At 73.5% G+C, this 26,414-nt stretch carries 23 protein-coding genes and 3 tRNA genes; 13 read left to right on the top strand and 13 right to left on the bottom strand.

Features of this window, described 5'->3' with window-relative positions:
* Positions 1 to 39: 39 nt before the first annotated feature.
* Together AB4039_RS02370 and AB4039_RS02365 are read left to right on the top strand one after the other, a co-directional pair.
* Positions 40 to 2,121, top strand: coding sequence for a molybdopterin oxidoreductase family protein (locus AB4039_RS02370; protein WP_442269863.1), 2,082 nt, complete (start codon positions 40 to 42; stop codon positions 2,119 to 2,121).
* A gap of 120 nt (positions 2,122 to 2,241) precedes the next feature.
* Positions 2,242 to 2,931, top strand: a complete 690-nt coding sequence (locus tag AB4039_RS02365; RefSeq protein WP_442269862.1) for a DUF6445 family protein — start codon at positions 2,242 to 2,244, stop codon at positions 2,929 to 2,931.
* On the opposite strand, the gene AB4039_RS02360 is transcribed toward AB4039_RS02365, so the two are convergent.
* Positions 2,928 to 3,587: a hypothetical protein gene (locus AB4039_RS02360; RefSeq protein ID WP_442269861.1), complete on the bottom strand. Its 660-nt coding sequence runs from the start codon at positions 3,585 to 3,587 to the stop codon at positions 2,928 to 2,930. The two genes, AB4039_RS02365 and AB4039_RS02360, sit on opposite strands and share 4 nt — an antisense overlap.
* Before the next feature lie 286 nt (positions 3,588 to 3,873).
* On the opposite strand from AB4039_RS02360, the gene AB4039_RS02355 reads away from it, so the two are divergent.
* Entirely contained in the window at positions 3,874 to 4,941 is a 1,068-nt protein-coding gene (locus AB4039_RS02355; RefSeq protein WP_442269891.1) for an RNA polymerase sigma factor, read from the top strand.
* Between the two features lie 124 nt (positions 4,942 to 5,065).
* Here the strand turns inward: AB4039_RS02355 and AB4039_RS02350 are convergent, their stop codons facing one another.
* The 4 genes from AB4039_RS02350 to AB4039_RS02335 all read right to left on the bottom strand — a co-directional run bounded on the left by AB4039_RS02350 (position 5,066) and on the right by AB4039_RS02335 (position 10,695).
* Positions 5,066 to 6,988, bottom strand: a complete 1,923-nt coding sequence (locus AB4039_RS02350; RefSeq protein ID WP_266838886.1) for an ABC transporter ATP-binding protein — start codon at positions 6,986 to 6,988, stop codon at positions 5,066 to 5,068.
* The gene (locus tag AB4039_RS02345) at positions 6,985 to 8,718 is read right to left on the bottom strand and encodes an ABC transporter ATP-binding protein (RefSeq protein WP_442269860.1); all 1,734 of its coding nucleotides are present in this window, start codon (positions 8,716 to 8,718) and stop codon (positions 6,985 to 6,987) included. Before AB4039_RS02345 ends, AB4039_RS02350 begins: the two co-directional genes overlap by 4 nt.
* Before the next feature lie 176 nt (positions 8,719 to 8,894).
* The gene (locus tag AB4039_RS02340) at positions 8,895 to 10,340 is read right to left on the bottom strand and encodes an FGGY family carbohydrate kinase (RefSeq protein WP_266838884.1); all 1,446 of its coding nucleotides are present in this window, start codon (positions 10,338 to 10,340) and stop codon (positions 8,895 to 8,897) included.
* Positions 10,341 to 10,392: 52 nt separating this feature from the next.
* Positions 10,393 to 10,695, bottom strand: coding sequence for a YtxH domain-containing protein (locus AB4039_RS02335; RefSeq protein ID WP_266838883.1), 303 nt, complete (start codon positions 10,693 to 10,695; stop codon positions 10,393 to 10,395).
* 145 nt (positions 10,696 to 10,840) lie between these two features.
* Between AB4039_RS02335 and AB4039_RS02330 the strand changes: the two genes are divergently transcribed.
* From AB4039_RS02330 to AB4039_RS02320, 3 genes are all read left to right on the top strand, one after another.
* Positions 10,841 to 10,913, top strand: a tRNA-Asn gene (locus AB4039_RS02330).
* Positions 10,914 to 10,918: 5 nt separating this feature from the next.
* A tRNA-Asn gene (locus AB4039_RS02325) sits at positions 10,919 to 10,991 on the top strand.
* A 184-nt stretch (positions 10,992 to 11,175) separates the two neighbouring features.
* Positions 11,176 to 11,249, top strand: a tRNA-Ile gene (locus AB4039_RS02320).
* Between the two features lie 87 nt (positions 11,250 to 11,336).
* Here the strand turns inward: AB4039_RS02320 and AB4039_RS02315 are convergent.
* On the bottom strand, positions 11,337 to 11,678 hold the full coding sequence (locus tag AB4039_RS02315) for a hypothetical protein (RefSeq protein WP_442269859.1): 342 nt from the start codon (positions 11,676 to 11,678) through the stop codon (positions 11,337 to 11,339).
* A gap of 269 nt (positions 11,679 to 11,947) precedes the next feature.
* Here AB4039_RS02315 and AB4039_RS02310 point away from each other — a divergent pair, with 269 nt between their 5' ends.
* The gene (locus AB4039_RS02310; protein WP_266838881.1) at positions 11,948 to 12,934 is read left to right on the top strand and encodes a helix-turn-helix domain-containing protein; all 987 of its coding nucleotides are present in this window, start codon (positions 11,948 to 11,950) and stop codon (positions 12,932 to 12,934) included.
* A 151-nt stretch (positions 12,935 to 13,085) separates the two neighbouring features.
* Here AB4039_RS02310 and AB4039_RS02305 read toward each other — a convergent pair whose 3' ends face one another.
* The gene (locus AB4039_RS02305; RefSeq protein ID WP_266838880.1) at positions 13,086 to 14,291 is read right to left on the bottom strand and encodes a glutamate--cysteine ligase; all 1,206 of its coding nucleotides are present in this window, start codon (positions 14,289 to 14,291) and stop codon (positions 13,086 to 13,088) included.
* A gap of 214 nt (positions 14,292 to 14,505) precedes the next feature.
* Here AB4039_RS02305 and AB4039_RS02300 point away from each other — a divergent pair, with 214 nt between their 5' ends.
* Positions 14,506 to 15,759, top strand: coding sequence for an MFS transporter (locus AB4039_RS02300; protein ID WP_266838879.1), 1,254 nt, complete (start codon positions 14,506 to 14,508; stop codon positions 15,757 to 15,759).
* 134 nt (positions 15,760 to 15,893) lie between these two features.
* Here the strand turns inward: AB4039_RS02300 and AB4039_RS02295 are convergent, their stop codons facing one another.
* Positions 15,894 to 17,246: a carboxyl transferase domain-containing protein gene (locus tag AB4039_RS02295; RefSeq protein ID WP_442269858.1), complete on the bottom strand. Its 1,353-nt coding sequence runs from the start codon at positions 17,244 to 17,246 to the stop codon at positions 15,894 to 15,896.
* A gap of 17 nt (positions 17,247 to 17,263) precedes the next feature.
* Positions 17,264 to 17,920, bottom strand: coding sequence for a LysE family transporter (locus tag AB4039_RS02290; RefSeq protein ID WP_266838877.1), 657 nt, complete (start codon positions 17,918 to 17,920; stop codon positions 17,264 to 17,266).
* Positions 17,921 to 17,990: 70 nt separating this feature from the next.
* Here AB4039_RS02290 and AB4039_RS02285 point away from each other — a divergent pair, with 70 nt between their 5' ends.
* Positions 17,991 to 18,431: an Lrp/AsnC family transcriptional regulator gene (locus tag AB4039_RS02285; RefSeq protein WP_371678652.1), complete on the top strand. Its 441-nt coding sequence runs from the start codon at positions 17,991 to 17,993 to the stop codon at positions 18,429 to 18,431.
* 193 nt (positions 18,432 to 18,624) lie between these two features.
* Positions 18,625 to 19,638, top strand: a complete 1,014-nt coding sequence (locus tag AB4039_RS02280; RefSeq protein WP_266838875.1) for a magnesium transporter CorA family protein — start codon at positions 18,625 to 18,627, stop codon at positions 19,636 to 19,638.
* Here the strand turns inward: AB4039_RS02280 and AB4039_RS02275 are convergent.
* Both AB4039_RS02275 and AB4039_RS02270 read right to left on the bottom strand, forming a co-directional pair.
* The gene (locus tag AB4039_RS02275; protein WP_442269857.1) at positions 19,635 to 21,239 is read right to left on the bottom strand and encodes a sensor histidine kinase; all 1,605 of its coding nucleotides are present in this window, start codon (positions 21,237 to 21,239) and stop codon (positions 19,635 to 19,637) included. The two genes, AB4039_RS02280 and AB4039_RS02275, sit on opposite strands and share 4 nt — an antisense overlap.
* Positions 21,236 to 22,273, bottom strand: coding sequence for a rod shape-determining protein (locus AB4039_RS02270; protein ID WP_266838874.1), 1,038 nt, complete (start codon positions 22,271 to 22,273; stop codon positions 21,236 to 21,238). The genes AB4039_RS02275 and AB4039_RS02270 overlap by 4 nt, the downstream gene beginning before the upstream one ends.
* Before the next feature lie 221 nt (positions 22,274 to 22,494).
* Here AB4039_RS02270 and AB4039_RS02265 point away from each other — a divergent pair, with 221 nt between their 5' ends.
* On the top strand, positions 22,495 to 23,193 hold the full coding sequence (locus tag AB4039_RS02265; protein ID WP_442269856.1) for an esterase/lipase family protein: 699 nt from the start codon (positions 22,495 to 22,497) through the stop codon (positions 23,191 to 23,193).
* 95 nt (positions 23,194 to 23,288) lie between these two features.
* Here the strand turns inward: AB4039_RS02265 and AB4039_RS02260 are convergent, their stop codons facing one another.
* Positions 23,289 to 23,882 carry a hypothetical protein gene (locus AB4039_RS02260; protein ID WP_266838872.1) on the bottom strand — a complete coding sequence of 198 codons (594 nt, stop codon included), beginning with the start codon at positions 23,880 to 23,882 and terminating at the stop codon, positions 23,289 to 23,291.
* Between the two features lie 78 nt (positions 23,883 to 23,960).
* On the opposite strand from AB4039_RS02260, the gene AB4039_RS02255 reads away from it, so the two are divergent.
* Positions 23,961 to 24,680 (top strand): hypothetical protein, encoded by a 720-nt coding sequence (locus AB4039_RS02255; RefSeq protein WP_266838871.1) that lies wholly within the window; start codon positions 23,961 to 23,963, stop codon positions 24,678 to 24,680.
* A gap of 163 nt (positions 24,681 to 24,843) precedes the next feature.
* Here the strand turns inward: AB4039_RS02255 and AB4039_RS02250 are convergent, their stop codons facing one another.
* Positions 24,844 to 25,266, bottom strand: coding sequence for a MarR family winged helix-turn-helix transcriptional regulator (locus AB4039_RS02250; protein WP_442269855.1), 423 nt, complete (start codon positions 25,264 to 25,266; stop codon positions 24,844 to 24,846).
* 107 nt (positions 25,267 to 25,373) lie between these two features.
* Between AB4039_RS02250 and AB4039_RS02245 the strand changes: the two genes are divergently transcribed.
* A complete protein-coding gene (locus AB4039_RS02245; protein ID WP_442269854.1) occupies positions 25,374 to 26,396 on the top strand; it encodes an NADP-dependent oxidoreductase in 1,023 nt (340 codons plus the stop codon).
* Positions 26,397 to 26,414 lie beyond the last annotated feature (18 nt).

Here is a 26,414-nt window from a genome sequence, read left to right as displayed (position 1 = left end):
GGCACGACCCGTGAAACACCCCCGGCGCAGGTTGGACGCATGTCCACGCCGGAAGCCTCCGCCCCCACCGCCACGCACTGCCCGTACTGCGCGCTCCAGTGCGGGATGCTGCTGCGTCCCACCCCGGACGGAACCACGGTGACGGTCGAGGAGCGGGCCGACTTCCCCGTCAACCGGGGCGCGCTGTGCGGCAAGGGCCGCACCGCCCCCGCCGTGCTCTCCTCCCGGGTGCGCCTGACCGAACCGCTCGTCCGCACCCACGCCGGGCGGCTCGTCCCGGCCACCTGGGAGGAAGCCCTCGACGCCGTCGCCGCGGGCCTCGCCCGCACGGCCCGCGCGCACGGCCCCGACGCGGTCGGCGTCTTCGGCGGCGGCGGGCTGACGAACGAGAAGGCGTACGCGCTCGGCAAGTTCGCCCGCGTCGCCCTGCGGACCTCCCAGATCGACTACAACGGCCGGTTCTGCATGTCCTCGGCCGCCGCCGCGCACCAGCGGGCGTTCGGGCTCGACCGCGGCCTGCCCTTCCCGCTGGAGGACGTCCCGCGCACCGGCTGCGTGATCCTCGTCGGCTCCAACCTGGCCGAGACCATGCCCCCCGCCCTGCGCTACCTCACCGAGCTCAAGGCGAACGGCGGCGCCCTGATCGTCGTGGACCCGCGCCGCACGCGCACCGCCGAGCAGGCCGACCTGCACCTGGCCCCGCGCCCCGGTACCGACCTGGCCCTCGCCCTCGGGCTGCTGCACCTGGTGGTCGCCGAGGGCCGCACCGACGAGGAGTTCATCGCCGCGCGCACCACCGGCTGGGAGGAGGCGCGGGCCGCCGCCATGGCCCACTGGCCGGAGCTGGTGGAACGGATCACCGGGGTACCGGTGCCCCGGCTCCGCGAGGCAGTGGGGATGTTCTGCGACGCCCCCTCCGCCATGGTCCTCACCGCGCGCGGCCCGGAACAGCAGTCCAAGGGCACCGACACCGTCGGCGCCTGGATCAACCTCTGCCTCGCCACCGGCCGGGCCGGCCGCCCCCTGTCCGGCTACGGCTGCCTCACCGGCCAGGGCAACGGCCAGGGCGGCCGCGAGCACGGCCAGAAGGCCGACCAGCTCCCCGGGTACCGCAAACTCACCGACCCGGCGGCCCGCGCGCACGTCGCGGGGGTCTGGGGAGTCGACCCCGAGACCCTGCCCGGCCCCGGACGCAGTGCCTACGAACTCCTCGACGCCCTGGGCACCGATGTACGGGCGCTGCTCCTGATGGGCTCCAACCCGGTCGTCTCCGCACCCCGCGCCGTCCACGTGGAGGAACGCGTCCGCGCCCTGGACTTCCTCGCCGTCGCCGATGTGGTCCTCTCCGAGACGGCCGCCCTCGCGGAYGTGGTCCTGCCCGTCACCCAGTGGGCGGAGGAGACCGGCACCACCACGAGCCTGGAGGGCCGCGTCCTGCTGCGCCGCCGCGCCCTCACCCCGCCGCCCGGGGTCCGCAGCGACCTGGAGGTGCTGCACGGGCTCGCCGCCCGCCTCGGCGTGGAGAAGGGCTTCCCCGCCGACCCGGAGGAGGTCTTCGAGGAGCTCCGCCGTGCCTCCGCCGGCGGCCCGGCCGACTACTCCGGCATCTCCTACGCCCGCGTCGAAGCCGAACAGGGCGTCTTCTGGCCCTGCCCCGAGGGCTCGCCGGGAGAGCCCCGGCTCTTCCTGGACCGCTTCGCCACCGACGACGGCCGGGCCCGGTTCGTGCCCGTCGCCCACCGGGATGCCGCCGAGACCCCCGACGCCGACTACCCCCTGCTGCTCACCACCGGCCGGGTCGTCGCCCAGTACCAGTCCGGCGCCCAGACCCGCCGGGTGCCCGAGCTCAACGCCGCCGCGCCCGGCCCCTTCGTGGAACTCCACCCGCGCCTGGCCGCCCGCCTCGGGGTGAGCGACGGCACCCCGCTCGCGGTGACCTCCCGCCGGGGGCGGGCGGTGGCCCCGGCCCGCGTCACCGACACCATCCGGGCCGACACGGTGTTCATGCCGTTCCACTGGCCGGGGGAGGGGCGCGCCAACTCCCTCACCAACCCCGCCCTGGACCCCGTCTCCCGGATGCCGGAGTTCAAGGTGTGCGCGGTCCGCGTCGAGCCGGCGTAGCCCGTCCACCCGTCCACCAGCCCACTCGCCCACCGCCCGACCGTGGCGAGACCATCTCTTGCCGCAGTCTTGGCCGACGCTTTGGCGCGGGGGCGAGAGCCCCGAACTACCGTTCCCGCCATGGTATTCCGCCCCCAGCAGCCTCCGGCCTCCCGCGCCCTCCCGGTGCTTCCGTACCGCAAGCCGACCCGCGGCCGCGACTACTGGATCCTGGACGACGTGCTGCCCGACGTGGACGCCGTCCGGGCCCGCTGCCTGGCCAAGGAGGACTGGGTCCAGGGAGCCCCGCACAAGCCCGAGCCCTGGCCGGGACTGCGGGCCATGCCCGGCCTGGAGCCGCCCGAACTGGCCCGCGTGGAGAGGCTGGTGCGACAGGCGACCGGCGCCCGGCGGATCTGGCCCGAGAACCCGGAGGGCGCCGGCACCTTCAACCACAACTGCGTCCAGGTCGTCGGCGAGGGCGAGTGCGATCCCCGCCCGCACACCGACTCCCGCACCCTGTGCCGCTACGCCGCCGTGCTCTACCTCAGCCCCGGCACCCCGAAGGACTGCGGCACCAGCTTCTACCGCCAGAGCCTCCCCGGCGGCGTCCTCGGCGGCAACCAGGTCCTCGCCCCGCACAACAACCTGGTCGACGCCCTGGGCACCCGCTTCGTCCCCGAGGACTCGTTCACCGAGGACGTCCGGGTCCCGCACCGCTACAACCGGCTCCTGCTCTACTCCGCCAACCTGATCCACAGCGCGACCGGTTACTGGGGCACGACCCTGGAGGACAAGCGGATGACGGCCGTCTTCTTCTGGATGGCCTAAAGCCCCTCCCCGGCCCGCCCCTCCCCGGGCCGCCCTTCCCCACCCCGCCCCTCGTCGCCCGGCTCCTGCCCGTCCGCCGGGCCGGCCGGCGACAGGTCGCTGTCGTACAGCACGAGTTCGCGCAGCTCGCACTGGATCTCGTAGCCGGCCGCCACCAGTTCCGCGATCAGCCTGTCGCAGGCCGCCGCCGCCCGCGAGGCGCTGCCGCGCACCCGCTGGGTCACGTACCGCTCCGGCTCCGCGCCCGCGCCACCGGACCCCGGCCGGCCGCCGCAGGCCGTCCACGACAGACGGGCCCCGTGCGGGAGCACCAGCGCCTCCAGCGCTCCGTGGTCGTACCCGGGCGGCAGCAGCAGCCGCAGGTGGTGCTCGTGGTAGCCCCCGCCCGGGCCCGCCGGCTCCGTGCTCCAGGGCACCGTCTCCACCTTGACCCGGACCGGGTCGAAGCCCGCCGCCCGCAGCTGCGGCACCAGCCTCTCGTGACCCGTGCGGTCCGGCAGCGTCAGCATCGACCGGGAGCGCGCCCGGCCCCGGGCCGGTGTGATGTGCGTGACCTTCAACTCCCGTGCCCCGGCCCATGATTCGAGCCGGGCCAGCTCCGCCGCGTCCGGACACAGGACCGTCACGTGGGTTTCGTAGGTTCCGTACGAAGACATGATGTCGATCATCTCGGACATGCGTCCGATCCGCATCGGGGTTCCCGGCGGGGGGTAACCATCCGGTCACGCACCGGACTCAGAAAGTGCTCGCACGCCCCTCGTGGCGGCGATGTGTCGTACCCCACACTGAGGTGCGGTGCTTGAGTCCTCGCCAGCCCTGGAGGTCGCCCCCGTGCAGACCCAGACCCTGACCGTGAACGTGAGCCGGCCCGTCGACGACACCGCCGATGCGACCGGCACGGCCCGGACCGCCGCTCCCGAGGCCCGAAGGGCGGACGAGGCCGTGGACGAGGCCGTGGACGAAGCGGCGGATCCGGCGGCCGAGGCGGCCGAGGACGGAGCGGCCGAGGACGGAGCGGCCGACGAGGGGCCCGAGGTCCTGGAACTGATCGAGCACGCGCCCCCGCCGCGGGCCCGCGGCGCGGAGGGCGGCGGGGCCGGCCCCTCCGCGGACCTCTTCCGGCAGTACCTGCGCGAGATCGGCAGGATCCCGCTGCTCACCGCCGCGGAGGAGGTCGACCTCGCACGGCGGGTGGAGGCCGGCCTCTTCGCCGAGGAGAAGCTCGGCGGCGCCGCCGACCTCGACTCCCAGCTCGCCGTGGACCTCGACAGGCTCGTCGTCATGGGCCGGATGGCCAAGCGCCGGCTGATCGAATCGAACCTGCGCCTGGTCGTCTCCGTCGCCAAGCGCTACGTCGGACGCGGCCTCACCATGCTCGACCTGGTCCAGGAGGGCAACCTCGGACTGATCCGGGCCGTCGAGAAGTTCGACTACGCCCGCGGTTACAAGTTCTCCACCTACGCGACCTGGTGGATCCGGCAGGCGATGTCACGGGCCCTCGCCGACCAGGCCCGCACCATCCGCGTGCCCGTCCACGTCGTGGAGCTGATCAACCGCGTCGTGCGGGTCCAGCGCCGCATGCTCCAGGAGCGCGGCTACGAACCCACCGCCGAAGAGGTCGCCGTCCACCTGGAGCTGACCCCCGAGCGGGTGCTGGAGGTGCTCCGCCTCGCGCAGGAGCCGGTCTCCCTGCACGCGCCGGTCGGCGAGGAGGACGACGTGGCCCTCGGCGACCTCATCGAGGACGGCGACGCCGCCTCCCCCGTGGAGTCCGCCGCGTTCTTCCTGCTGCGCGAGCACCTGGAAGCCGTGCTGTCGACCCTCGGGGAGCGCGAGCGCAAGGTGGTCCAGCTCCGCTACGGGCTCGCCGACGGGCGGCCGCGCACCCTGGAGGAGATCGGCCGGATCTTCGGCGTGACCCGCGAGCGGATCCGCCAGATCGAGTCCAAGACCCTCAACAAACTGCGCGACCACGCCTTCGCCGACCAACTGCGCGGCTACCTGGACTGACCGGCCCGCCCGGACGCGCGGAAGGGGGCGCCCCACGGGACGCCCCCTTCGTGCCGCTCCTGCCGCGGCCCCGGCCGAACCCGCCCCGTCCGGGACGAGCCCGGCCCGTCCCGGACGGCTCCGGCTAGTCGACCTCGACGACCGCTTGCGCGAACTGCGCCGCGTACAGGCGCGCGTACGCGCCGTCCGAGGCGAGCAGCTCCTCGTGCGTGCCCTGCTCCACGATCGAGCCGTTCTCCATCACCAGGATCACGTCCGCGTCGCGGATCGTGGACAGCCGGTGCGCGATCACGAAGGACGTACGGCCGCGCGCCAGGCGCGCCATCGCCTTCTGGATCAGCACCTCGGTACGGGTGTCCACCGAGCTCGTCGCCTCGTCGAGCACCAGGATCACCGGGTCCGACAGGAACGCCCGCGCGATCGTGATCAGCTGCTTCTCGCCCGCGCTGACTCCCGCGCCCTCGTCGTCCAGCACCGTGTCGTAGCCGTCCGGCAGGGTGCGGACGAAGCGGTCGGCGTGCGCCGCCCGCGCGGCCTCCTCGATCTCCGCGCGGGTGACCTCGCGCGAGGCGCCGTAGGCGATGTTCTCCGCGATCGTGCCGCCGAACAGCCAGGTGTCCTGGAGCACCATGCCGATCCCGGAACGCAGCTCCTCGCGGGTCATCTTCGCGATGTCCACCCCGTCGAGGGCGATCTCCCCGCCCGTGACCTCGTAGAACCGCATCAACAGGTTGACCAGCGTGGTCTTGCCGGCGCCCGTCGGCCCGACGATCGCGACCGTCTGGCCCGGATCCACGCTCAGCGAGAGGTTCTCGATGAGCGGCTTGTCGGGCTCGTAGCGGAAGGCCACCTTGTCGAGGGTGACCTGGCCGCGCAGTTGCTCCGGACGCTCCGGAACCTCCGCGTCCGGCTCCTGCTCCTCCGCGTCCAGCAGCTCGTACACCCGCTCCGCCGACGCGACGCCCGACTGCACCAGGTTCGCCATCGAGGCCACCTGCGTCAGCGGCATCGAGAACTGGCGCGAGTACTGGATGAAGGCCTGCACGTCACCGATCGACAGGGTGCCCGAGGCCACCCGCAGACCGCCGACGACCGCGATCAGCACGTAGTTGATGTTCGAGATGAAGAACATCACCGGCTGCATGATGCCGCTGACCAGCTGCGCCTTGAAGGACGCCCGGTAGAGCTCCTCGTTCTGCTCGGCGAAGACCGCCGCCGACTCCCTCTGCCGCCCGAAGACCTTCACCAGGGTGTGGCCGGAGTACATCTCCTCGATGTGGGCGTTCAGCGCGCCGGTGCTCTTCCACTGCGCCACGAACTGCGGCTGCGACTTCTTGCCGATCTTCGCCGCGACGAAGATCGAGACCGGTACGGTCAGCAGCGCGACCAGCGCCAGCAGCGGCGAGATCCAGAACATCATCGTCAGCACGCCGACGATCGTCAGCAGCGAGTTCAGCAGCTGACCCATCGTCTGCTGCAGGGTCTGCCCGACGTTGTCGATGTCGTTCGTCGCCCGGCTGAGTACCTCGCCGCGCTGCTGCTGGTCGAAGTACGACAGCGGCAGCCGCGACAGCTTCGCCTGGAGCTCCTCGCGCATCCGGTAAACGGTGCCGTTCATGACGTGGTTCGACAGCCGCGTCGCGACCAGCATGAGCAGCCCCGCCAGCGTGAACACCACCAGCGCCCAGATCGCCACGACCCCGACGGCGCCGAAGTCGATGCCCTCGCCCGGGGTGAAGTCGGTGCCGGACAGCATGTCCGCCATCCCGTCCTGACCCTTGGCGCGCAGACCCTCCAGGGCCTGCTCCTTGGATATGCCGGCCGGCATCTGCCGGCCGACGATCCCGGCGAACACCAGGTCGGTGGCCTCGCCGAGGATCTTCGGTCCGACCACCGCGCAGGCCACGCTCGCGAACACGGCCGCGACCATGCCCCAGAGCTTGGCCCGGTCCTGCGCCAGCTGCCGCAGCAGCCGCTTGCCCGACCCCTTGAAGTCCATGGACCTCTGGGCCGGGCCCATCATCATCCGTCCTCCGGGCCCGCTCATGCGGCCTCCGCCTCCGTCAGCTGGGAGAGCACGATCTCCCGGTAGGTCTCATTGCCGGCCATCAGCTCGTGGTGGCGGCCCTCGCCGACCACCTCGCCCTCGTCGAGGACGATGATCCGGTCGGCGTCGCGGATCGTGGAGACCCGCTGCGCCACGATGACCACCGTCGCCTCCTCGGTCTCGCGGGCGAGCGCCGAGCGGAGCGCCGCGTCCGTCGCGTAGTCCAGGGCGGAGAAGGAGTCGTCGAAGAGGTAGATCTCGGGCTGCTGCACCAGGGTGCGGGCGATCGCCAGGCGCTGGCGCTGGCCGCCGGAGACGTTCGTTCCGCCCTGGGTGATGGGCGCGTCGAGCCCGCCCTGCAGCTCGGAGACGAACTCCTTGGCCTGGGCCACCTCCAGGGCGTGCCACAGCTCTTCGTCGCTGGCGTCCGGGCGCCCGTAGCGGAGGTTGGAGGCGACCGTTCCGGAGAACAGGTACGGCTTCTGCGGGACCATTCCGACCGTCCTGGCCAGCAGCTCCGGGTCGAGCCGGCGCACGTCCTCCCCGTCGACCAGCACGTCGCCGCCGGTCGCGTCGAAGAGCCGGGGGACCAGGCCGAGCAGCGTGGACTTGCCGCTGCCGGTGGAGCCGATCACCGCGGTGATCTCGCCGGGGCGGGCCACCAGGTCCACCCCGCGCAGCACCGGCGCCTCGGCGCCCGGGTAGCGGAAGTCGGCGCCGCGCAGCTCCAGCTGCCCGCGCCGCAGGAGCTTGCGGACCGGCTCGGTCGGCGGGACCACGCTGGACTCGGTGTCCAGGACCTCCTGGATCCGCTCGGCGCAGACCTCGGCGCGCGGCACCATCATGAACATGAAGGTGGCCATCATCACGGACATGACGATCTGCATCAGGTAGGCCAGGAAGGCCGTCAGCTGGCCGATCTCCATGCCGTTGCTGTCCACGCGCATCGCGCCGAACCAGATGACGGCCACGCTGGAGATGTTCACGACGACGATGACGGTCGGGAACATCAGCGCCAGCAGCTTGCCCGAGGCGAGCGAGACGCCGGTCAGGTCGGAGTTCGCGGTGCGGAACCGCTCCTCCTCGTAGCCGTCGCGGACGAACGCGCGGATCACGCGGTTGCCGGTGATCTGCTCGCGCAGCACCCGGTTCACGGTGTCGAGGCGGTCCTGCATCTGGCGGAACAGCGGCCGCGTCCTGAAGACGATCRCACCGACCGCGAGACCGAGCACGGGCACCACCGCGAGGAGCACGCCCGACAGCTTCACGTCGAGGGAGAGCGCCATGGCGATGCCGCCGACGCACATGATCGGCGCCGAGACCATCAGGGTGAAGGTCATCAGCGTCAGCATCTGGACCTGCTGGACGTCGTTCGTCGTCCGGGTGATCAGCGAGGGCGCGCCGAACTGGCCCAGTTCGCGGGCGGAGAAGCTCTGCACCCGGTCGAAGACGGCGGCGCGGACGTCCCGGCCGAGTGCGGCCGCGGTGCGGGCGCCGTAGTAGACGGCGCCGACGTTGCACACGAGCTGGACGAGGGAGACGCCGAGCATCAGCGCGCCGAAGCGCAGGATGTAACCGGTGTCGCCGTCGACGACACCGTTGTCGATGATGTCCGCGTTGAGGGTGGGCAGGTAGAGGCTCGCGCTGGTCTGCAGCAGTTGCAGCAGCACCAGTACGGTGATCGGTTTCCGGTACGGACCGAGGTGGGTCCGCAAAAGTCGTATGAGCACGCGCAGGCTCCGGTCGGCATGATCGAGGGGGGTTCGGTCCATCTTGTGCCAACCGAAGGGGTGATCCCCACCCGTTTTCGCAAAGCCCGGTCAAAAGGAGTAGGCCACCGCGCGCCCCGCGACCTACGCCGCGCCGGGTCCGGGGAAGGGCCCCGGCGCGGGGCCGGCGGTGCGGCCTAGCCCTGGAAGGCGCCCGGGTGGAGCTGCTCGCGCGTCGTCGCGTACTGCTGGCGCACCGCCTGCCAGGCCGGGAACTCCTCGCCCGGCTCGAAGACCTGCGCCGCCGCGGCCGGCCAGACCGGCGGGGTGTGCGGGGCCAGCGTGCCCTGCCGCACCCCGAGCGCCCAGGCCGCCTGACGTGCGGCGCCGAGCGCGGCGTAGTCCGCGGGCGCGGGGACGACGACCTGCGTGCCGAACAGCCCCGGGGCCGCGGCCTGTACGGCGGGCAGCTCGGCCGCCGCGCCCAGCAGGAACACCCGCCGGATCGGCACCCCCCGGTGGCGCAGCACGTCGAGGGCGTCCACCAGCCCACAGAGCATGCCCTCGAAGGCCGCCCGTGCGAGGTGTTCGGGCTTCATCGAGTCCCGGCGCAGCCCCGACAGGGTGCCCGCGCTGTGCGGGAGGTTGGGGGTGCGCTCCCCCTCCAGGTACGGCAGGAGCACGAGTCCGTGTGCACCCGGGGTCGACTTGAGCGCGAGCGCGCTGAGACCCTCCAGGTCGGTGCCCAGCATTTCGGCGGTGCCGCGCAGGGCCCGTACGGCGTTCGAGGTGTTCACCACCGGCAGGTGCATGCCACCCGCGTCGGCCAGGGAGGTGATCAGCCCGCTCGGCTCCAACAGCGCCTCGTGGTGGACCGCCATCACCGAACCCGACGCGCCCAGCGAGACCACCGCGTCGCCGGGCCCCAGGCCCAGGCCGAGCACGGCGGCCGTGGTCTCCCCGGTCCCGGCCGATATCAGCAGTCCCTCGGGGGTCGTCCCGGCGGCGTCGGCGGGCCCGAGCACCTCGGGCAGCAGCGCCTGGTGCCCGAGCGCGAGCTCGACCAGGTCGGGACGGTAGGAACCGGTGGCCGCCGACCAGTACCCGGTCCCGGACGCCCCGGCCCGGTCGGTGGTGCGGCGGGCGGGGCGGCCGAGCAGCTGCCAGACGAGCCAGTCGTGCGGGGACATCACCACCGCCACCCGGCGTGCGGCCTCCGGCTCGGTACGGGCCAGCCAGGCGAGCTTCGTGATCGGCTGGGCGGAGTGCGGGACGGAGCCGACGGCCGAGACCCAGGCCTGCCGGCCGCCCAGCGCCTCGACCAGGTCGGCGGCGGCGACCTGGCCGCGCTTGTCGTTGCCGACCAGGGCGGGCCGGACGAGCGCGCCCTGAGAGTCCAACGGCAGGACGCCGTGCTGCTGCGCGGAGACGCCGATGGCCTGGACGCCCTCCAGCAGCCCGCCGCCGGCGGCTTCGCCGAGCGAGAGCAGCCAGGCCTGCGGGTCGGTCTCGTGGGGGACCGTCTCACCGGCGGGCTGCGGATGGGGCGCGTAGCCCTGGCGCAGCACGGCGCCCGTGTCGGTGTCACAGACCACGATGCGAGTGAAGGTGGAAGAGCTGTCCAGCCCGGCGACTATCCCCATGCGGAGAATTCTGCCGCACGCCGGGCCGGACTCGACGCGTCCGGAACGGCCCTCAGGTGTTGCTGGTGCCCCACTCGTCCTCGGAACCGGCGCCGCCCCGGCCGCGCAGGACGCGGACCCGCTCGGAGAGGGAGTCCGGCACGGCGTCGCCCACCTTGTCGCTCACCGCGGCGAACGCCTTGCCCGCGAAGGCGCGCCCGCTCTGGCCGGCCGTCTCGGCGGCGTTGCGGACCGCCGGGTTCTGCACGAACCCCCGGGCCGACTTCTTCAGCTGCTCGTACCGCTCCCGTCCGGCCCGGGTCCCGAGCACGTACCCGAGGGCCAGTCCGACCACGAACGTGACCTTGTACCGCATGCCTGTCACCCTTCGTCGTGTGGTGCCCGGCCGGCCGTCGATACCGATTGGCGGAGCACCCCCCTGCTTGCGCTAATCTATGACTCGCAACGGGCACTCGCCCCCCGGCAAGGCCGGAGGTGGGCTGTTCGATGCACCGCAGCAATCCCCTGTAGCTCAATTGGCAGAGCAGCCGGCTGTTAACCGGCAGGTTACTGGTTCGAGTCCAGTCGGGGGAGCGCGGTCCCCTGTAGCTCAATTGGCAGAGCAGCCGGCTGTTAACCGGCAGGTTACTGGTTCGAGTCCAGTCGGGGGAGCAGGAGAGAAGAGGACCCCGGGTGGGTCCTCTTTCTTTTTGCCCTGAAGGGGGAACCGGGCAGCACTCGGCGCGGTCTCTCTGAGCAGGCGAAGCCGATCATGCGAGGCATCCGAAGCAGGAGATCGTATGAGCGGCTATGCTGCGGCAGACGGCGCGCACACATGTACGCGCCACGCCGTAAAGGGGCGGTAGCTCAGCCGGTTAGAGCAGCGGACTCATAATCCGTCGGCCGTGGGTTCGAGTCCCACCCGCCCCACCTCTGCACACACGGCATGCAGAAACGATAAGGCGGCCCCTTGGGGCCGCCTTTCGCGTGTGGGGAGCGGCTCGGGGGCCGCAGGGGTCAGTCCCAGCCGATGACGGCCTTGTCCGTGGGCGCCGAGTCCCAGCCGATGACCTGGGGGGCCGCCGGGCCCGCGGCGCGGACCGAGTCCCAGCCGATGACCGCCTTGTCGGCGGGCGCCGAGTCCCAGCCGATGACCGCCTTGTCGGCGGGCGCCGAGTCCCAGCCGATGACCGCCTTGTCGGCGGGCGCCGAGTCCCAGCCGATGACGGCCGGAGCGGCGGCGCGGACCGAGTCCCAGCCGATCACCTGGGGGGCGGCGGTGGCGGCGACCGCGAGGGCGGTGAAGGAGAACGCGGTGGTGAGGCCGGCGGCAGCGATCAGGCGAGCGGTGCGAGACATGGAATCCCCCTGGAAACACGAGCGGACGAGACGGGGCGCGCTGCTCCGGTCCGGCCTTTCGGCCCTGGCCTGGGGTGGGGCTCCGTGCCCCGCCGTCCCGGTGAACACCATCCTGCTGGCCGTCGGGGGAGTGCAGAAGGGGAAGCGGGTGGCACCAAAGTGCCCTGTCACCTTGGTGCCGTCCGCCGTTCTGATCAAGCCACCTTTAGGATCATGACACCGGCGGGCCTCAGCCCGTCGGCAGGGGATTCGTGCCGGGGGGCTGAAGCATGCTCGAAGCGCTGGGACTGGACTCGCACGTGGAGCGCGTCTACCGCGAAATGCTCGCGGATCCGACCGGGGGAGTGGCCGAACTCGGCGCCCGGCTCGGGCTGACGGAGGAGCAGGTGCGCGACGGGCTCGACCGGCTCGTCGACCTCGATCTGCTCACCCCGTCCCGGGAGAACTCCGGCGGGCTGCGGGCCGTCAGCCCCGAGGCGGGGCTGGAGCAGATCCTGCGCCGCCAGGAGGAAGACCTGATCCGCCGCCAGCAGGAGCTGGCGCTCAGCAAGGCGGCCGCGGCCCGCGCCGTCGCGGAGTTCGCGACCCTGCGGCCGAACACGGAGACCGACGGCGCCGAGCGGCTCGTCGGGCTCGACGCCATCCAGTCCCGGCTGGAAGTGCTCGCCAAGGGACTCGTCCGGGAGTGCCTCGCGATCATGCCGGGCGGCGCGCAGTCCCAGGCGAGCCTGGACGCGTCGCGGCCCCTGGACGAGGACGCGCTCGACCGGAAGGTCGCCATGCGGGTGGTCTACCAGGACAGCGCCCGCAATGATCCGGCCACCCTCGCCTACGCGCAGTGGACCACCGAGCGGGGTGGCCAGGTGCGCACCAGCCCGGTCCTGCCGCCCCGTCTGGTGATCTTCGACCGGGCCACCGCCGTGGTCCCCATCGACCCTGAGAACTCCAGGCTCGGCGCGCTGTGCACCACGGCCCCCGGCATCGTCGCCTCGCTCGTCACCCTCTTCGAGCAGACCTGGGGGACGGCCGTCCCCCTCGGCGCCGCACGTGAGCAGGCCGGGGAGGACGGGATCACCGCGGCCGAGCGGGAACTGCTGAAGCTGCTGGCCTCCGGGATGACCGACGAGGCCGCCGGCAAGCGCCTCGGGGTCTCCCTGCGCACCGTGCGCCGCCAGATGTCGGGGCTGATGGAACGCCTCGACGCGACGAGCCGTTTCGAAGCCGGTCTCCGGGCCGCCCAGCGGGGCTGGCTCTGAGAGAGGCCCCGTCCGGGGTCGCACCGGGTCGCCGCCGAACCGCCTTCGGCCGCCCCCGGTGCGGCCGTCGCCCCCGGCCCGCGCCCGTACGCGACGCGGCCGCAGGTGCCCGTCCTGCGCACCCGCGGCCGCGTCACCCCGAGCCCTGGGTCTAGAAGTTCTCCGTCTCCTCCACCAGGTGGCGCAGTACGTCCCTCAGGTCGTGCCGGCGCGCGTACGCCGCGCGCTGGCGGGCCGCGCCCGAGCCGTCGCGGAGCAGACCGCCGAGGGTCTTCGCCGCGTGGTCGAGGTCACCGGCCGCGGCCAGTTCCGGGGCGACCAGGTCGAGCAGGGCCTCCGCGAGATCGGCCGCGGGGAGCTCGGCGCCCGTGTACGGGTCCAGGCCGAAGCCCTCCAGCCCGTCGTGCGCCGCCCGCCAGCGCGCGAGACGCAGTACGTCGTCCCGTACGGGCGGATCGGGCCGCTGCTCCGCGAGCTCGCGCAGGGCCGTCGCCACCAGGGCGCGGCCCAGCTCGGCCTGGAGGACGGCCGTGTCGATGTCCGGGGACATGTCGGGCGCCCGGATTTCGAGCGTGGGCCAGTTCCCGGACGGCCGGAGGTCCCAATAGACCATCTTCGTGTCCAGGGCCGCCCCCGAGCCGAGCAGGGTCTGCACCGAGCGCCGGAAGTGGGCCGTGGACGTGAAGTGCGGGGGCGGGCCCGCGGAGGGCCAGCCCGACCAGGCCATCGCCCGCCAGCTGGAGTGGCCGGTGTCGCGGCCGCCCCAGAAGGGGGAGTTGGCGGCCAGCGCGATCAGCGTGGGCAGCCATGGTCTGACCCGGTTGGACACGGCCACCGCCGTGTCCACGTCGAGGGTGCCGATGTGGATGTGGCGGCCGCAGCTGACCAGGGTGTCGGTCAGGGCGCCGAACCGGCGGTGCTGCTCGCGCTGGCGCGGCTCGTCGTCGGTCAGGTGCAGTGGCCCCTCCACGGCCATCACGGGTGAGGGGGCGGCCAGCAGTCGGCAGCCGTGCGCGCGGGCCGCCTCGGCGAGGGTGCGCCGCAGGCCGGCGAGGTCCGCGCGCAGGGCGGCCGCCGATTCGGCGACCGGGGTGGCGAGCTCCACCTGGTACCGGGTCCCCTCGGCGTGCACCTGCTGGGGGAGTCCGGCGGCGGTGGTGAGGACGAGCGGGGCCGCGGGGACCACCCGCAGGGTGTGGGCGTCGACGAGCAGGAACTCCTCCTCGACCCCCACGGTGAGGGGGGTGGTGACACCGCTCGCGACGTGCGTGCTGCTGCCGGCGGAGCCCGGGGCGCCGGTACGGCCGGTGTGGCCGGTGTCACTGGTGCTCGTGGTGCTGTTGCCAGGTTCGATCACTACGCCTCCCTGGACATACGAGTCTTTCATCATGAGCCGAACGGGAGGCCGGACGGCTACGTCGATTCGGTCAAATGTCGGGTGATAGTGGCGGGTTAGCGGCAAGCACGGCCCCGTTCTGGGGCCGCGGATCCGGGTGGGGAGGACGTTGCGGGTGTGTGAAGGACCACCCGCACTCCAGGACCGCCCGACGGGGCGGTGGTTATCATCCGCTGTGACCGGTACCGCCTCCCCGCCCCGCCCCCGGCGGCGCATATTCGCCGACCTGACGCCGCTGCGCAGTTCCGCCCACTACCGGCGGCTGTGGGTCGGCGGCACCATCTCCTGGATGGGTCAGGCGATGACCGCCCTGGCCATCTCGCTCCAGGTCTACGAGATCACCGGGTCCAGCTTCTCGGTCGGACTGGTCGGCCTCTTCTCGCTCGTCCCGCTCGTCGCCTTCGGCCTCTACGGCGGAGCCATCGCCGACACCGTGGACCGGCGCAAGCTCGGCCTCTACAGCGCCTCGGGGCTCACCGTCCTGTCGATCGGGCTGGCCGCCGCCGCGCTGCTCGGCTACCACCGGGTCTGGCTGCTGTACACCGTCGTCGCGCTCCAGGCGGTCTGCGGAGCACTGAACGGGCCCGCCCGGTCCGCCATGATCCCGAAGCTGCTGCCCCCGGAGCAGCTGCCCGCCGCCAACGCGCTGAACTCCGTCACCATGACGACCGGGACCATGGCGGGGCCGGTGCTGGGCGGGCTGATCGTCGGCTGGTGGGGGTACCAGGCGGCGTACCTGATCGACGCGGTGACCTTCGTCGCCGCCCTCTACGCCATGTGGCGGCTGCCGTCGATGCTGCCGGAGGGGCGCCGGGGGCGGGCCTCGGTCCTGGACGGGCTGCGCTTCCTCGGGACCCGGCCGAACATCCGGATGACCTTCTTCTCCGACCTGGCCGCCATGGTGCTGGCCCAGCCCAAGGCGCTGTTCCCGGCCATCGCCGTGCTCTGGTACGGCGGTGACGCCAAGACGGTCGGCCTGCTGGTCGCCGCGCCCGCCGTGGGGGCGCTGCTGGGCGGGCTGTTCTCCGGCTGGCAGGGGCGGATCCGGCGGCACGGCCTGGCGATCCTGCTCTCCGTCGCCGGGTGGGGGCTGGCCATCGCCGTCTTCGGGCTGACCCGGAACCTGTGGCTCGGGCTGCTGTTCCTGGCACTGGCCGGATGTGCCGACACGATCTCGATGGTGTTCCGCTCCACGATGATGCAGACCGCGACCCCGGACGGGATGCGGGGCCGGCTCCAGGGCGTGTTCATCGTGGTCGTCGCGGGCGGACCCCGGCTCGGGGACTTCCTCGCCGGAACCGTCGCCGACCTGACCTCTCCGGCCGTCGCCATCACCGGCGGGGGCCTGGGCTGCGTGCTGGTGCTGGGCCTGCTCGCCGCGCGCTGGCGCGCCTTCGCCCGCTACGACGCCCGCTCCCCGCAGGCCTGAGCCCGCGGCGGGGCAGCGGCCGGGGCCGGGCCGGGGCCGGGCCCCGGGTCGCTGCTGCTGGCCAGCGACGACAACGAGTTCCCGCAGCAGATCACCCGGCTGTACAGGGTGGACGTGAAGCTGCCGCGCCGCTTCTAGACGCCGGCCGCCGGGGCCACCACGCCCCGCGCCACCCCCAGGGCGACCAGGTCCTGGGGGCGGATGCGGAGCTGGTCCGCCGTCGCGGGGGCCTCGGCGGAAGGGCGCTTGAGGATGGCCGCCGCCAGCTCCGGGGCGATGACGGAGAAGTAACTGTCGGGGGTGACCCAGGTGTTCCCCGGGGCGGCCAGGGCCAGCGCCCCTCCCGAGCCGCCCTCGCCGATGAGCAGGGTGGTCACCGGGACCGTCGCCGCCGCGAGCGCCGCGAAGGTGTCGGCGATGGCCGGGCCGGCGCCCGCGTGCTCGGCGGCGGCGTCGTTGGCCGCTCCCGGGGTGTCCACCAGGGTGAGCACCGGGATCCCCAGCCGGTCCGCGAGGCGGATCACGCGGGCCGCCGTACGGTAGCCCGCCGGGCGGGTGGCGGTGCCGCACTGGGCCGCGTACGCGACGGCCCGGCCCCCGCGCAGCCCGATCCCGCACAGCATGCCGGGGTCGGCCCCGCCGGAGCGGTCCCCGCGCAGGGGCAGGCGCAGCTCGAAGTACGCCTCCAGGTAAGCCTGCGCGCGCGGGCGGTCCGGGTGCCGGGCCTGCCGGACGGCGTCCCAGCCGGTCTCCGGGGGCGCTACGCCGGCCAGCGCGGCCGGGGGCTCGACGGGCGCGGTGGCGCGGGGCGCGGCCAGTACGCGCAGCCAGTCCCCGAGGACGGCCGGGAGCTCCCCGGGCGGCACGACGGCGTCCACGTGCCCGGCGGCGTACTGCCCCTCGGCGGTGTAGGCCGCCGGATCGGCGTCCGCCGGCCGCACCCGGGACCCGGCGAAGCCGACCTGGGCCCCGGGCAGCGCGAGCACCACGTCGGCCCCCGCACCGAGGGTGGCCCAGCCGCCGCCGGTGGTGGGGTCGCGGAGCACCGCGATCTGCGGGAGGCCGGCGGCGCGGGTCAGCACGCACTGCCGGGCCACGCGCTGGAGTTGCGTCAGCGCGAGCATGCCCTCCTGCATGCGGGAGCCGCCGGTAGCGATCAGGGACACCAGGGGCAGGCGGTGCGCGCGGGCGTGGGCGTAGGCGGCTTCGAGGCGGTCCCCGGTGCGTTCGCCGAGCGACCCGCCGAGGAAGCCGAACTCGAAGGCGATCAGGGCGGCTTCGCGGCCCCCGACGCGGGCGGTGCCGGTGACGACGGACTCCTGCTCGCCGGTACGGGCCGTGGCGCGGGCGCGCGAGGCGTCGTAGCCGGTCCAGCCGAGGGGGCCGTCGTCGGCGGACTCCCTCCGGGGCGCCGGGAGTTCGGTGAAGCTGCCGGGGTCGGCGAGGGCGGCGATGGCGGCGCGGGCGGAGAGGCGGGTCGTCGTCACGGATTCACCCTATGGGGTCATGCCAGGTCCGGCAGGGGGAAGGCGATCTTCAGGGCGTAGGCCGCGACGAGGCCGTATCCGAGGCGGAAGGTCCAGGCGCGGGCGGCGGGGGAGATCTTGCGGCCGGCGAAGGCGCCGAGGGCGACGAGGGTCTGCTGCCACAGGAGGGAGGCGGCGGCGACGCCGACGAGGAAGGCGGTGGCGGGGGCGGGGGTGGTGAGGGCGGATGCCTGGGCGGTGGTGAGGGCGGCGAAGTAGAGGGCGGTGGTGGGGTTGACGGCGGTGAGGCCGACGTACCGGCCGAACGCCCTGACGGCCCCGGCCCCGGCGCCCGGGTCCCGGGCCTCGTGCGGCGGCGGGGCCGAAGGGGTAGCGGGGGCGGGGCGGGCGGAACGGTGGAGGGCGTGGACGGCGATGGACAGGAGGACCGCGGCCGCGGCGAGGCGGATCCAGGCCTCGACGGGGGAGACCCGGGAGGCCACCCACGGTCCCACCGCGGTGGCCAGGGCCGCGTAGCCCAGGTCGACCGCCGCGATGCCCGCCGCCGCGGCCACCGCCGTGCGGCGGTGGCGCATCGCCTCCTGGAGCAGCAGCACGCTCATCGCGCCCATCGGCATCGCCACGCCCAGGCCCGCGACCGCGCCCGACAGGGCGGGGGAGAAGAGTTCGCTCATGGAGGGGAGGGTGGGGGGCGGGGGCGCCCGGTGGGCGGCCCTTATCGGCTCCGGCTGCGAGAATCGCGGTATGGACCGCCTCGACAGGGAAATCCTCGGCATCCTGCAGCAGGATGCGCGGATCTCGTACCGCGACCTCGGCGTCCGCGTCGGGCTCAGTGCCAACGCCACCGCCGACCGGGTGCGCCGGATGCGGCGGGACGGGGTGATCCGCGGGTTCACCGTCATCGTGGATCCGGCCGCCGACACCCGGGGCGGGCTCGTGGTCTTCATCGATCTCGTCCTGCGGCAGGACACGACCAACGAGGAGTTCGAGCAGCGGGTCGCCACCCTCGCGGGGATCACCGAGGTGGTGCACGTGACGGGGGAGTACGACTACCTCGTGCGGGCGCGGGCCGCGGATCCCGCCGCGCTCGACGCGCTGCTGCGCCGGCTCAAGCGGGAGGCCGGGGTGGCGCAGTCCAGTACCCGGATCGCGCTGCGGGCCGCCACGAGGCACCCGGCCGGGTGATGTCGCCCGGATGTCCGCGACCCGGCGGCCAGGACCGCGGCCCCGCCCGGGTCGGGCGGTAGCGTGCCGGTGGACGTCGGACGTTCGGGGGCCGGGGCGTCCCGCGCCCGTGACCGGAGCGGGGGGACAGGAAGAGGGGAGCCGGGGCGTACCCGTCTGCCCGGCGGCGCACTGTCATCCTCGGTGAGGGGCGATGATCGTAACGGTGGTGTCGATGCCGGAGGGCGTCGTCACGCGCACGGACCTGTCCCGGGCCCGGGAGCGCCTCGCGGCCTCCGACTTCGTGATCGTCGACATCGACCTGGGCGAGGAGCCCTCGTCCGGCGAGCAGCCGCTCGCCGTCGGGCTCGGGCTGGACGACGAGGTCTGGGGATGGTTCGGCAGGGCCCGCGAACCCGTGCGGGCCGCCTACCACGAGGGCACCGCCGGGTGCGTCGTACCGGTCATCGACGACGGCCGCGTCACCCGCATCCACCTGCTCGCGAGCGAGGGCTTCCTCGTCACGGTCCACCACGGTCGTGTCGCTCTGATCGACGACTTCGTCGAGCAGCTGCCGAAGACCCCGCCCTCCGACCCGGTGACCACGGCGTTCCTCTTCCTGCACGGTGCGCTGGAGGGCTTCCGCCGGGCCGCTTCCGAAGCCCTGCTGGAGGTCGAGGACGTGGAGGAGGCGATGTTCGAACACTGGGAGCCGAGGGACGTCCAGCGCCTGGCCGATCTGCGGCGCCGCTCGGCCCGGCTGCACCGGGCCTTCCTCCCCTACGCCGCGGTCGCCCAGGAGTTCCTCACGCGTCGCAGGATGGCCTACCACGACATCCCGGAGGAGCGGCTGGCGCTGAACCGCCAGCACGAGAGCACCGTGCAGCTGGTGGTGCTGGAGATCGAGGCCCTGCGGGAGGAGACCCGGCGGGCCGCCGACAGCTACGCCTCGCTCGTCGCCGACCGGCAGAACCTCGTGATCAACCGACTCGCCATCGTCTCGGTGATCTTCCTGCCGCTGTCGTTCCTGACCGGCTTCTTCGGCATGAACTTCGGCTACCTGAACACGCTGGTGGCGAGCGAGCGGTCCTTCCTGATGCTCGGCCTCGGCATGCAGGTGTGCGCGTTGGTGGTGGCCCTCTACTTCGTGCTGTACCGCACGCACTGGCGCCAGCTCCGGGGCGGCCCCGCGGACGACGCCGCCGACCGGCGGAGCCGCCGTTCCTAGAGCGCCGACTCCCACCGCAGCGTCGTCCCCCGCGCCCCTGCCTCCGTACGGCCGTCGTCCGTGACCGTCAGGCGGACCCGGGTCCGGGTCGCGTCCACCCGGACCTGGATGGAGGTGACCCCCGAGCGCCGGTGGGCCGCGGCCAGGGCGCCGCGCAGGGCGGAGAGCAGGTCGCCCGCCACCGGATCCGGGACCAGTGCGTCCACCGCCCCCGTGAAGTGCACCGACGGCTGGAAGCCCAGGGGCACCGCCGCCCCGCCGGTCTCGCGCAGGACCCGGCCCCGGAAGGTCGCGGGGGCGTCGCTCGGGGGTTGCTGGAGGGCGAAGATGGCCGTGCGGACCTCCTGGATGGTGGAGTCCAGTTCGTCCACGGCCCGGCTCAGTTCCTCCCCGACCGTGTCCCCCGACGGGGCGTTCGAGGAGCGCCGCCGGGTACTCTCCAGCATCATCTCCGTGGCGAACAGCCGCTGTACCACCAGGTCGTGGAGGTCGCGTGCGATCCGGTCCCGGTCCTCGTACACCGCGAGCTGTTCGCGGTCGTGCTGGGCGTCGGCCAGGACCAGGGCCAGCGCCGCCTGCGAGGCGAACTGCGCGGCCAGCAGCCGGTCCACCGCGTCGTACGCCGGCCCGCCCCGGGCCCGCGGCAGGGCGAGGGTGCCGATCAGCTGGCCGCCGCTCTGGAGCGGCAGCATCATGCTGGGGCCGAAGCGTTCCCGTACGTGGGTGGTCATCCGGGGATCGGTCGCGGAGTCCTCGATGAAGACCGGCTCCCCGCCCAGGAGCTGCTCCAGCACCGCCGATCCGGGGGCGATGGCCGTGCCGACCAGGTCGCCGGGGTCCCCGTGCGTGGAGGCGGCGACGATCTCCATGCCGCCCTCCGGGGTCGGCTGGAGCACCACCCCGGCCGCGGCGTCCGCGAGCAGCCGGGCGCGTTCGGCCACGCACATCAGGGCGTCGGCCGCGGGACGCCCCGCCAGCAGGGTGGTGGTCACGGCCGCGGCGCCCTCGATCCAGCGCTCCCGGCGGCGGGCGGTCTCGTAGAGGCGGGCGTTGCCGATCGCTATGCCCGCCTGTGAGGCCAGGACCCGGACCAGCGCGAGGTCCTCCTCGGTGAAGGGGCCGCCGCCGGCCTTCTCGGTGAGGTAGAGGTTGCCGAACACCTCGGTGTGCACCCGGATGGGCACGCCGAGGAAGCTGCGCATGGGCGGGTGGCCGGCCGGGAAGCCCGCCGAGCGGGGGTCCTTCGTCAGGTCGTCCAGCATCAGCGGCCGCGGGTCGTCGACGAGCGCGCCAAGCACGCCGGCGCGCCCGTCGGGCAGGCGGGCGATGGCGGCCCGTTCGGCCTCGCTCATCCCGGCGGTGAACAGCTGGGTCAGCCGGGCGCGCTCGGGGTCGACGACCCCGAGCGCGCCGTACCGCGCCGCGCACAGTTCGGCGGCGGACTCCACGATGTGCTGGAGGGTGGTCCGCAGCTCCAGCTCGGAGCCGACGTTGAGGACCGCCTCCAGGAGCACGGGCAGGCTGGACGGCTCTTCCGGTGGCTCTTCCGGTGCCGGGGGCGTGGCCGGCCGGGGTTGCGGATTCTGTGGGTCCGGCGTCATTCGGACAGCGGGTTGAGGACCATGGGGGCGATCTTTCCTTCGAGCATCGCGCCGAGACCCATCACGGCGCACACGTCGGGCCGTTCCGCGATGGCCACGGGCATTCCGGTCGCGTCCCGCAGCATCTGGTCCAGGCCCGGCAGCAGGGCGCTGCCTCCCACCATCATGATCCCCCGGTCCGTCAGGTCCGCGACCAGGTCGGGCGGGCACTCCCGGAGGATCTTGCCGATGCCGTCCAGCACGGCGGTCAGGGGGGTGTGGATGGCGTCCCGGACGGCCGCAGTGTCCACGTGGACGGAGCGGGCGAGTCCGGTGGCCACGTCGCGGCCGTGGATGAGGGTGGAGGCCGGGCCCTCGGCGGTGATGCCGTTGCCGTGCAGGGCCAGTTGCAGGGGGCGGACCGCCTGGCTCGGCAGCATCAGCTCGTGCGCGTGCCGCAGGTGCTGGACCACGGCGTGGTCGATGGCCTCGCCGCCGACGGGGATCCGCTCGGCGGTGACGATCGAGCCGAGGGAGAGGACCGCCACCTGGGTGGCCGCCGCCCCGCACACCATGATCATCGTCGCGGTCGGCTGCTCCACGGGCAGGCCGCAGCCGACGGCCGCCGCGATCAGGGTGTCGACCAGTTCGACGCGGCGGGCGCCGAGTCCGACGAGGGTCTCGACGGTCGCCCGCTGGGCGAGCGGGTCGGCGTCGTGCGGGGTGCAGGCGGCGGCCCGCAGCCGGGGCTTGCGGCGCAGGGCGCGCCGCAGCTTCTCGCCGAGGAGGTGACGCAGCATCCGCTGGGCCATCTCGATGTCGACCACGGTGCCGCCGGAGACGGGCCGTACGACCCGGATGTAGTCGGGCGTGCGGCCCGTCATCCGCTCGGCGAAGGAGCCGACGGCGATGAGCGCGCCGGTCCGCGTGTTCACCGCGGCGACGCTGGGCTCGTCGACGACCAGTCCGGCTCCCTTGACGTAGACGCGGGTCCTGGCGGCCCCCAGGTCGACGGCGACGTGGCAGCGGCGCAACTGCTCAAGACTGACGGTCACGGCAGATCCTCCCGAGTGCGCTGACGCAAGAAGACCGGCGATTGCCGGTCGCAATTCATATCTTCTCGGGTAAATGGGTCAACCCGCCCGTTGAAATGCTCCGGGTGGGGTGGGGCGCGTGTGTCCCGGGGTGCTGCACGGGGGTGGATTTCTGTACCGACAGGCACCACCATGCGCGCACCGCCCGCGCTACCGGCGCGTAACAAGGTAAAGGGGACCCGATGCTGACGACCCGCCAGGCGATCCTGGCCCTCCCGGCCCTCTGTCTCGCCCTCTTCGCGCCCGTCCCGGCCCACGCGCAGGACGCCCCGGCCGTCCGGGCCGCGCCGCGCGTTCCGGTGGTCTTCGTCCACGGCTACAACGCCGACCCGGGCGTCTGGGGCGCCCTGCGCGAGGACCTGCGTGCCGACGGGTACGCGGACTCGGAGCTCTTCTCCTGGGGTTACGACACCCGCCAGTCGGTCAACGAGGTGCTCTCCGGACGGCTCGCCGCCTACGTCGACCAGGTCCGCCGGCAGACCGGCGCCGCCCGGGTGGACATCGTCGGCCACTCCTTCGGATCGCTCGTCAGCCGCTGGTACGTCAAATTCGGGGGCGGAGCCGCGGCCGTGGACCACTGGGTCTCCCTGGCCGGCCCCAACCACGGCACCTCCACCGCCTGGGCGTGCGCCCTGTGGGACCAGGCGTGCCGGGACATGACCCCCGGGTCGTACGTGGTGAGGAACCTGGCCTCGGGGGACGAGACCCCGGGCGCGGTGAAGTACGCGACGTTCTGGTCGGCGTGCGACGAGGTGGTCAATCCGGACGACAGTGTCCCGCTCGCCGGGGCCCTCAACACGCCGGTCGGCTGCCTGAAGCACAACGACCTGCTCGGCGACGAGGCCACCTCGGCCGGTGTCCGGGCCTTCCTCGCCTCCTAGGCGCCCCGGTCCCGCGGCCCTGCGGCCCCGGTCCCGCGGCCCTGCGGCCCCGGTCCCGCGGTCCTGCGGCCCTCCGGCAGGCCGGCCGGGTCCGGTCAGGCGGCCGGTCCTTCGGGCCGTGCCGCGTCTCCGGGCTGTACCCGCTGGAGCAGGCCGTACGTGAACTCCGCGACCAGCGGCCGCCCGGACGCGGCGAACGCCAGGCGCCAGCGGGTCGGCGCGGTGCCCTCCATCGGCCGTGCCGGGGGGAAGGCCCGCGCCACCTCGTCCACCGTCGCCGACCAGGGCCGCAGGTCCTCGGCCGCCGTGAGGGCGGGCCCCGGTGCGCCCGGGGCCCGGACCAGCCACTCGTTCCACACCGCCCCGTCCGGCGCGGCCAGCACCTCGAAGCGCAGCCCCGGCCAGAGCGGCACCGGCCACAGCAGCGCCTCGCACTCCAGGTCCCCGATCCGGCGCCGCTCGGCGGACTCCGGCGGTCCCAGCACCGACCGGTAGCGGGCCAGGGCCCCGCGGGAGCGTGGCGAGCGGACCATCGCCTGCCAGCGCCGGTTGGCCTCCCGCTGTTCGGCGAGCGTGGCGCCGAGGCGCAGCCGGGCCTCCTCGGCCAGGTCCGGCTGGAAGTCCGCCATCCGCCGCAGCAGTACCAGCTGGAAGGCGGCGGGACCGAAGGAGCCCGGGGTCGCGGTCATGGAGGCAACGATTCCACACAGGATCCTTACGTTCCCGGAATGCCGTTGTTGCCGAGAGCGGCGTAGCCTGCGGGCGCCATGAACTACTGCCCCGCCTGCCACAGACACCTCAACGGCGCGCTCGCCTGCGCCGGGTGCGGAACTCCGGCCGAGTACCTGACGGTCGCCCCGCCGCCCGGCCCCGCGGTGCCGCCGGTCCCGCAGCCCGCCCTGGCGGAGGTGTTCGCCGACTCCCTCGTGGTGCTCTCGACGCCGAACGAGGGGCGCGCGGGCACCCGCCGCAGGGCCGTCACCCAGCGCAGACGCCGCCGGACCGTGCTGACGGTCGGCCTCGGGCTGCTGTTGGCGACCGGGGGCTCGATGGCGGTGGCCCGGATCGTGACGGGCGACGAGGGCGTCGACCGGGCGGCCGAGGTGGTGCTGACGGACGACGGCCCGAAGGATCCGGAGCCGCTGCCCAGCCTGGGGGGCGGGCCCGCCGCGCCGTCGGCCCTGCCTTCGGCGAAGGCCGCCGCGGGGGCGGCGAAGCCGGCCGGGGCCGGGGGTGGGCCGAGCGGGTCCGCGCAGCCGTCGGCGGGAGTGAGCGCCTCCGCCACCGGGACGGCGGGGCCGTCGCAGGGTGCTCCCGGCGACGGGGCGTCCGTACGGCCGTCGACGTCGGGCCGGCCCGGGCCCGGTGCCACCGGCACGGCGAAGCCGCCCGGGAAGCCCCCGAAGCCGTCCGCGACGACCCCCGCGCCGACGCCCACGCCGAAGCCGACCAAGACCTGCGTGTTCTGGTTCTTCGGCTGCTCCTGACAGGCTGTCCTGACGCGGCTGTCCTGACGCGGCCTGTCCTGACGCGGCCTGTTCTGATGAGGACTGCCCTGACGCGGCCTGTCCTGACGAGGACTGCCCTGACGCGCCCTGCCCTGACGAGGACTGCGGGGCGCGGGCCGGTGCCCGCGGGTGCCGGGGTCCGCTAGGCCAGCATCCGCCGGAGCAGGTCCCGCAGGGCCGTGCGCTCCTCGACGGAGAGCCCGGCGAGCGGCTCGCGCGCGAAGTCCAGCGACTCGCGCAGCCGCTCCGCGGTCTGGAGCCCCTCATCGGTGGGGGCGGCCAGCTTCACCCGGCGGTCGGCCGGGTCCGGGCGGCGTTCGACCAGGCCGCGGGTCTCCAGCCGGTCGACGATGCCGGTCACGTTCGAGGGCTCGCAGCGCAGCTTCTGTGCGATGCGGCGCATGGGGAGCGGCTCCAGGGACAGCAGCGTCAGCACCCTGGCCTGGGCGCCGGTGAGCTGGTGGCTGGCGGCCGCGTCCTCGTATTCCGTGTGGTAGCGGGCCACGACATCGCCGATGAGCTCGACGACCTCGACGGTCACTGGGTCTGCGCGACGACTGGGCATGGATCCAGCGTACCCATTTACTTGACAACATGAAATATCCAGGAGCATGGTTGTTTCACGTTGTGAAGTATTCCTTCGCCCAGCACAGCTTCCCCCAGGAGTTCCGCATGTCTCAGATCCCCGCCGTCAGCCGCGAGTGGCACCTCGTCCGCCGTCCGCAGGGGTGGCCGGTCGCCGAGGACTTCGCCCTGCGCGAGGCGCCCGTCTCCGCCGAGCCCGCCCCCGGCCGGATCCTGGTCCGCAACCTCCACATGTCCGTGGACCCCTACATGCGCGGCCGGATGAACGACGCCAAGTCCTACATCCCCCCCTTCGAGCTCGACGAGCCGATGCAGGGCGGTGCGGTCGGCGAGGTCGTCGCCTCCGCCGCCGAGGGCTTCGCGGTCGGCGACCACGTCCTGCACAGCCTGGGCTGGCGCGAGTACGCCGACCTCGACGCGCAGCACGCCGTCAAGGTCGACGCCTCCCTCGCCCCGCTCTCCGCCTACCTCGGCGTCCTCGGCATGCCGGGCCTGACCGCCTACGCCGGCCTCTTCGAGGTGGCCTCCTTCAAGGAGGGCGACGCCGTCTTCGTCTCGGGCGCGGCGGGTGCCGTCGGCAGCCTCGTCGGCCAGTTCGCGAAGATCAAGGGCGCCTCCCGGGTGATCGGCTCCGCCGGCTCGGACGAGAAGGTGACGCTGCTCACGGAGAAGTACGGCTTCGACGCCGCCTTCAACTACAAGAACGGCCCCGTCGCCGAGCAGCTGCGGGCCGCCGCGCCCGAGGGCATCGACGTCTACTTCGACAACGTCGGCGGGGACCACCTGGAAGCCGCCATCTCCGCCCTGAACGTGCACGGCCGCGCCACCCTGTGCGGGGCCATCGCGGGCTACAACGACACCGAGCCCGCCCCCGGCCCGCGCAACCTCATGGCCGTCATCGGCAAGCGCCTGCGCCTCCAGGGCATCCTGGTCGGCGACCACTACGGGCTCCAGCAGCAGTTCGTCAAGGACGTCGCCGGATGGCTGGCCTCCGGCGAGCTGCGCTACGACGAGACGGTCGTCGAGGGCGTCGAGAACGCCGCCGACGCCTTCCTCGGAATGCTGCGCGGAGAGAACACCGGAAAGATGATCGTTTCTTTCACCGGTTAGGCTCACTCCACACCGTCG

The organism is Streptomyces sp. M-16 (genome assembly GCF_052114405.1).
GTDB lineage: Bacteria > Actinomycetota > Actinomycetes > Streptomycetales > Streptomycetaceae > Streptomyces.
This window is presented reverse-complemented; position numbering and strand designations above follow the sequence as displayed.